This window comes from Lactobacillus sp. W8174, from assembly GCF_016100975.1.
In the GTDB taxonomy this organism is placed as follows: Bacteria; Bacillota; Bacilli; order Lactobacillales; family Lactobacillaceae; genus Lactobacillus; species Lactobacillus juensis.
The window spans coordinates 13145-20686 of the sequence record NZ_JACFRN010000002.1 but is presented as its reverse complement, the minus strand read 5'-3'; the positions used below and the strand labels follow the sequence as shown (position 1 = coordinate 20686).

General features: G+C 37.3%; 4 protein-coding genes. All 4 read left to right on the top strand.

What is annotated here, in order from left to right:
* The coding region (locus tag H3U49_RS03155) for an LPXTG cell wall anchor domain-containing protein (RefSeq protein ID WP_198179615.1) at positions 1–811 on the top strand (811 nt) is incomplete at its 5' end.
* A gap of 184 nt (positions 812–995) precedes the next feature.
* The gene (locus H3U49_RS03150) at positions 996–2108 is read left to right on the top strand and encodes a hypothetical protein (protein ID WP_198179613.1); all 1113 of its coding nucleotides are present in this window, start codon (positions 996–998) and stop codon (positions 2106–2108) included.
* A gap of 179 nt (positions 2109–2287) precedes the next feature.
* Positions 2288–5509 (top strand): MucBP domain-containing protein, encoded by a 3222-nt coding sequence (locus H3U49_RS03145; protein ID WP_198179611.1) that lies wholly within the window; start codon positions 2288–2290, stop codon positions 5507–5509.
* A gap of 147 nt (positions 5510–5656) precedes the next feature.
* Positions 5657–7542: BspA family leucine-rich repeat surface protein (locus H3U49_RS03140; protein ID WP_198179609.1), on the top strand; the 1886-nt coding region annotated here is incomplete at its 3' end.

Sequence of the window (7542 nt, the reverse complement as noted above, 5' to 3'; positions counted from 1 at the left end):
AAGTTCCAACGGTTCTGAGAGTTCTGACAGCTCTAATGGTTCCAACAGCTCTGAGAGTTCAAATGGCTCTAACAGCTCCGATAGCTCAAATGGCTCTAACAGCTCCGATAGCTCAAATGGTTCCAACAGTTCTGAGAGTTCTGACAGCTCTAACGGTTCTAACAGCTCCGATAGCTCTAACGGTTCTAACGGCTCTCACAGTTCCAATGGTTCTAGCAGTTCAAATAGCTCCAACAGCTCTGATAGCTCTAACGGTTCCAACGGCTCTCACAGTTCCAATGGTTCTAGCAGTTCAAATAGCTCTAATGATTCCAACAGTTCTAACAACTCCAATGGTTCTAGCAGTTCAAATAGCTCTAATGATTCCAACAGTTCTAACAACTCCAATGGTTCTATCACTCCAAACGGTTCCAGTGATTCAAATGGTTCAGGATTAAATAGCAGTAATGGTAGCAATACAGTTAACAATAACAATAATAGGCCTACGCCAATCCCGAACAGCAAGAAATCAAATAAAAAGTCTACCCAGAAGTCACATAAAAAGCACCGCATAAGCAAACATGATCAAAAATCTGCCACCAAATCAGTCAAAGGTCTCACAGCTAACAAGCATCAGGCTAACCGCCCTGCTAAACTGGCAGCTGCTGACCGCAAACTAAACAAAAAAGGCAAGCTGGATCAGGACAGCAAAACTAATTCATTGCCGCAAACTGGTGCCGAGAAGCACAACAGTTTAGCCATGCTTGCACTAGGCGGTTTGGCCTTAGCCACTGCTCTAGGTGCTGCTTGGCTTGAGCGTAAGAAAGACTAATTCAAACTTTCTATGAATATTGAATGGTATTAATATTTCATTACAAGAAGTAAGAGGAAGATATTCATCTTTTTTATAGTATCAATTAATATATATTTAATTCTACTTTACATTTGCCATAATATAGCTATACAATATATGTGTAAATAATTAATGCTATTTCGAAATTAGAAAGGTTTAAAATATGAATAAACATAGCAAGCAAATGCTATTTAGTGGAATTACTGCTGCTGCCCTAGCATTAGTTACTGTTGGTCCACAAGCGGTTAAAGCTGACAGTGTATCAGGCAGTACATTAGCAGCAAGTAGTTTGAATATCAAAGCAACTGACAAGAAGCAAGTTGTTGGCTTGAATCAGACACATGATAAAAGCTCAGAAAATAACACAGTTTTAATTAATGGAAAAAGCTTGAAAAAAGAAAGCAATCATATGCTTCCTAAACAAACTCAAAACCAAAAGCCACAAGTTGCTACTAAAGCAAGTGAATCGGTTGATTCCTGGATGCCCGACAAAAATTTACAACGTGTAGTTGCTTATAATCTTTATTCTAATGAATCCGCAACAAGTAGAATTAATAAGCAAGATTTATCAAAGCTTACTACATTGCAATTAACCGGGGACTACGAACGTAATAATAGGGATTACTATTCTGCTGCTCTCAATATTGAATCATTAGAAGGACTGCAATATGCAACAAATCTAGAAGTGCTTGATCTTTCTCCTGATATTGATTCAAATATTAATTTCTTTGGAACTGCATATTGGCACAGTCACTTACAAGATATTAGCGCATTAAAGAACCTTAATAAATTAACTGATGTCTACATGGAAATGTGCAGTATTTATGATATTAGTGCTCTAAGCAACAAACCTAATTTAAGGAATTTGGGTATTTCGTATAATGGTGTCACAGACTTTTCTCCTTTAAAGACTGATACTAATCTCCCAACTTATGTCACAGCCTACTATCAAACGATAGTTAATCCCCAAATAATGGTTAATAAAGTTAGACCTTATATTACCGCAACATATAATTTTAAAGATATAGATGGAAGTAACATACCTATCCGTATAGCAAATGATAAAAATAAAGACTATTATGTTTCAAACTATCTTAGTAATTGGAAACAAAATCCTGGAACAGTTTTGACTGATGGTAAAACTATAGAATGGGATCTTTCTGGATTACCTTCTGGATATCAAGGCTACATGACTGTAAATTATAAGGGCAAATTTTTGGGCCAGTCGGGTTATGAATCTGGTGGCTGGTTGATTATACCTTTTAAGATATATTAATAACATAATCAAAATAACACAAAATAACCAAGTCTAAACGTCCTATTATAAATATATAATTTAGGACGTTTTTGTTATCTCCTCACAACTTTAGCTTAACAATAATCAACTTGATTTTCATTGTACCCAGACATATACTGATTTTATAATGTTATTTAGGTAAGAAGAGGAAAATTAATATGAATATTTACAAAAAGTCAAGTAAGCAGAAAGAAAAAGTGTTACTTGGCGGAGTAGCAGCTGCAACACTAGGTTTAATTAATGCTAAACCCAAAATTGTTAAAGCAACTACTCTGTCTAATAATAAAGTAACCAGGAATAGTCAGAGAAAACAATTTGAAACCAAAATAAACTATAAAACAGCAAGAAATAGCACCAAGGTTAACAGAGTCTCAGTAAAACAAACTGAATCTGCTCTAAGAAGCAGTGAACCAGATAAAAGCAATTTGTCAGACCAAGCGCAAGATGCAAACTCGAATGTTGATACAAATCCTGAACAAACAGTCGATTCAGTTGGCAATTCACAACATAAAAATAATTTAGACCCTGAAACAAACAGAAATACAAATAGTAATACTTCAACAAATACATACCAAAATAATAACAGAAAAAATATTAAACCAAGATCTAATACTGAAAACAGCTCAGTGATTGAAACAGATTGGTGTACTGTACCGATTACTATTAATACTGATACAGGAGTTTTAACAATTAAAGGTGGAGAGGCAATTTTTACTTACTCTCCCCAAATCCCAATGGATATTGATGATGGCATTGCTGCAATTTTGGAGGGCACAGCAGCAATAAATCATTCTTTTGATGCTGACATTGTTAACAAAATTACAAAAATTAATATAGTGGACACGGTTATAATTAATGGTGATGGCAAATACATGTTTCGAAATTTACCAAATTTGACCGAAATTACTGGGCTTGAAAACATAGATACCCTTACCCATCAAACAGTAACTAGTTTAAAAGGCTTATTTGAAAATGATAAAAGCCTAGTTACTATTAAAGGTTTTGAAAAAAATCCTAAAACTAAATTTGATACATCAAAACTAAAAGATCTAACTGAAATGTTCAAAGGCTGTTCTTCCCTATCTACTTTAGACTTATCAGGTATTGATATGTCTAAAGTAAACAACTGGACGAATATGTTTGCAGACTGCTCAAATTTAACAACTTTAACCTTAGGTGATAAGTCCAAATTTGATAAAACTGCTGGTCTTACAGTACCTGGAACTTGGATTAACATAGAAAGCGGACAAAATAATACAAGTACAAAAAGTTGGTCGTCTGATGAGCTAATGAGTGATTACAACGGTAGCGAGGACTCTGGTACATATACCAGATATACCGGTGGTAAAATTACTGTTCATTATCAAGACCAAGATGGCAAAGGTATTCTTGGCTTGAATGACACTGTTCAATACGGCAATGTTGACGATAAGCTTATTGATAATACATCAACTAATCCCTTCCAATTTAAAGAAAAGCTGAATGACAGTAATGGCAAAGCGTACAGTTTTAGAGAAGCCAAAATAAAAGATACTACTGTAGACTTAAAAGATGTAAAGTTTTCCGCTGATCAGCAAGACGTTACATTAATCTATGCACCAGAAGAAGCTAAATCAGTTACTGTTTACTACAAGTATAAGGATGAAGCTGGCAACCTGCATTATATTCTTGATGAAAATGGCAAGCCAAAAACTAAGACTGTTTCTGGCTATCTTGGTGACAAGTCTTCCGTGGCATTTGATGATCTTGCTAATTACAAGAAAGATTCCTATCAAATTAACGATGACCCGGTAACTGAAAGCACCGATAATCCTGCTGTTACGCTCAGTGACCAGGAACAAAAGGTTACCCTGATTTATGACCAGATTCCTGCTAAACCAGTTACTGTTTACTACAAGTACAAGGATGAAGCTGGCAACCTGCAAGATATTCTTGATGAAAATGGCAAGCCAAAAACTACTACCATTTCCGGTTACCTCGGTGACAAGTCTGCCGTGACATTTGATGACCTTGCTAACTATAAGAAAGATTCCTATCAGATCAATGATGACCCGGTAACTGAAAGCACCGATAATCCTGCTGTTACGCTCAGTGACCAGGAACAAAAAGTTACCTTGATTTATGACCGCATTCCTGCTGGAAAAGTTACTGTTTACTACAAGTACAAGGATAAAGCTGGCAACTTGCATGATATTCCTGATGAAAATGGCGAGTCAAAAACTACTACCATTTCCGGTTACCTCGGTGACAAGACTACCGTATCATTTGATGACCTTGCTAATTATAAGAAAGATTCTTATCAAATTAACGATGACCGGGTAACTGAAAGCACCGATAACCCTGCTGTTACGCTCAGTGACCAGGAACAAAAAGTTACGCTAATATATACTGAGAAAAAGACTAGCAATGGCTCTGAAGGCTCGACTGGTTCTGAAGGTTCGACTGGTTCTGAAGGTTCGACTGGTTCCGAAGGTTCAACCGGTTCTGAAGGTTCGACTGGTTCTGAAGGTTCGACTGGCTCGACTGGTTCTGAAGGTTCGACTGGCTCTAACGGTTCCGGTTCCAACGGTTCCGGCTCGAATGGATCTGGCTCGAATGGTTCTGGCTCCAACGGGTCCGGCTCTAATGGGTCTGGTTCTAATGGCTCTGGATCTAGCGGCTCCGGTTCTAACGGCTCGAATGGGTCCGGTTCTAATGGCTCAGGTTCCAACGGGTCCGGCTCTAACACTACCGGTTCAATTGTCAACAGCCCAGCAGCCATAGCGCCTGCAGTCACAGTTCATTATCAAGATGAATACGGCAACACTGTTGCTCCTGACCGCGTAATCCAAGGCCGGATTGGCGATGGCTATACTACTGGTGCCGAGACTGTTTCTGGCTATACTTTAAAGACCCGGCCTGATAATGCGACTGGCTTCTTCATCAGCAGTCCGCAAAGCGTGACCTACGTTTACAGCAAGAGTGATGGCCAAACTAATAATTCCACCACTGCCCCAGCTGGAAACCAGACGCCGACTGACAATGAGCCGACTCCAATTCCGACTAGCAAAAAGACCAAGAAAAAGAAGGCACCTAAGAAGGCAATTAAAGGCCTTCATGCAAATAAGCAGAGCAAGAAAGCACCTGCCAAATCAATCAAAGGTCTCACAGCTAACAAGCATCAGGCTAACCGCCCTGCTAAACTGGCGGCTGCAGGTCGCAAATTAAACAAGACTGCTAGCTCTGACCCACAAAAAGGCAAGCTGGATCAAGACAGCAAAACCAATTCATTGCCGCAAACTGGTGCCGAGAAGCACAACAGTTTGGCCATGCTGGCACTAGGTGGTTTGGCCTTGGCCACTGCCATAGGTGCTGCTTGGCTTGAGCGTAAAAAAGAATAGAAAAGTGTAAATATTTTTAAAAGCCCAATGGCAAAGCGCCATTGGGCTTTTTCTGCTACTATATAATTATCCTAAGTCAGTTTGACTTTCACCATACTCAGCAATATACTAGCCTTATATTAGTATGCAATTTGGAAGAGGAAATATATGAATAAACATAAGAATACTAATAAGCAAGGAGAAAAAATCCTGCTTAGTGGAATAGCAGCTACCACATTAGGTTTAATTAGTACTAAACCTCAGATAGTAAAAGCAGACAGTCAGAATGGCAATCGCGCTACCAAAAAGACCACTAAAAGAACAATTAAGACTAAATTAAACTACCAATCTTATTATTCAAAAACAGCAAAGAAGACAGTAGGTCTTGAAGCAAGTAGTTCACAACAGAATGATGCAAAAGCTGGTAATGGAGAAGGTTCTTCGAACAGTAATGAAATTGCGAATACCGAAAAAAACTCTAGTTCAAATTCTGGAACTAATCAAGATAAAGATACTAATCAAATCTCTACTTCAAATACTGACAAGGCTCAAAACACTACACCTGTTTCAAGTGAAAATAACAATACCAATGAGCATAACAGTACAAGTGATTCAAAAGTAACTTCTAATAAGAACAAAGACATAAAAAACACGGACACTGCGAAAGTAACGAGAAGTGCAGATCTATATCATGGTTTAATTTATGGCAAAATACCATTTACATATAATACGGACGGAAAACTGACAATTACTCCAAGTACAAATGAATTGATTGGGACTGACTATGAAAGAACCCTTTCTTTGAGGAACGCCTGTCCCTTAACTGATGCTGGTGACTTTGACTATAATCCTACCCTAGATATTAAACAAATTGTAATTGACGGTGATCTTACAGGTAATATATATGTTCGGGGCTTATTTTCAGGTTTTAAAAATCTAGAAAGTATTGTTGGATTAGGCCACATTGATTTTTCCAATACTATTGATATGCAAAGTCTTTTCCAAGACGACCCAAAATTAAAAACAATTGATGGGCTAAATGCAATTAAAACTTCCAAAGTAACAGATATGTCAGGAATGTTTCAAGGCTGCAACAAACTAGGCTTATCAGAAAATGAAAAAGATCATTTTAACATAGATATATCAAATTTTAATTTCAGTAATGTGGTTTCATTAAACTCAATGTTTAATGACTGCACAAACTTAACATCACTAACTTTACCTGAAAAAATCAACACTTCAAAAGCCACTAATATGGGAGGAATGTTCTTTGCATGTTCGTCTTTAAAACAACTAGATCTTAGTAAATTTGATACTAGCAACGTGCTCTCTATGCAAATGATGTTTAAAGGCTGTCAAGCTTTAAACTATTTGAATATTAGCAGTTTTGACACATCAAAACTAGATGAAACTCATATTTCAGGTATGTTACAAAATCTGCCCTCTTTAAATACTCTCGTTTTAGGTAAAAAGTGTATCCTGAAATCAGGTCGGCTGGATGTTGGTCTTGGTACTGACGGAACATGGGTAAATGTTGGTAATGGTACTCTTGAAAAGCCAGAAGCAAGTAAAAAATGGTCTTCACGTGACTTAATAAAAAACTACGATAGTGAAAAAGATGCTGACACTTATATTAGGTATAGTGGTGGATTAGTAACTGTGCATTATCAAGATCAATACGGCAATCCAGTCCTAGATGATTCAGATAAGCCGATTCCTGACGATTATTTAGTTGGCAACATTGGACAAAGTATTCCAGTTGACACAGATAAAAAGATTCCGGGTTATCAAATTGCAAAAGATCAGGACTTTGGTACATTTACGAGTGACCAAAAAACAGTTAATGTTATCTATAACGCTGATCTTGGATATGTTAATGTACATTATCAAGATGAAAATGGCAAGCCGCTTTTAGATAAAAATGGCAAAGAAATTGAAGATACAATTTTACAAGGAAAAATTGGTCACGATAAATGGAACATTGATCCCAATGACTATAAGCTTCCTGGCTATGCTTTTGTGAAGGCAGACGGTAAGACTTCTGGTATCTTTGA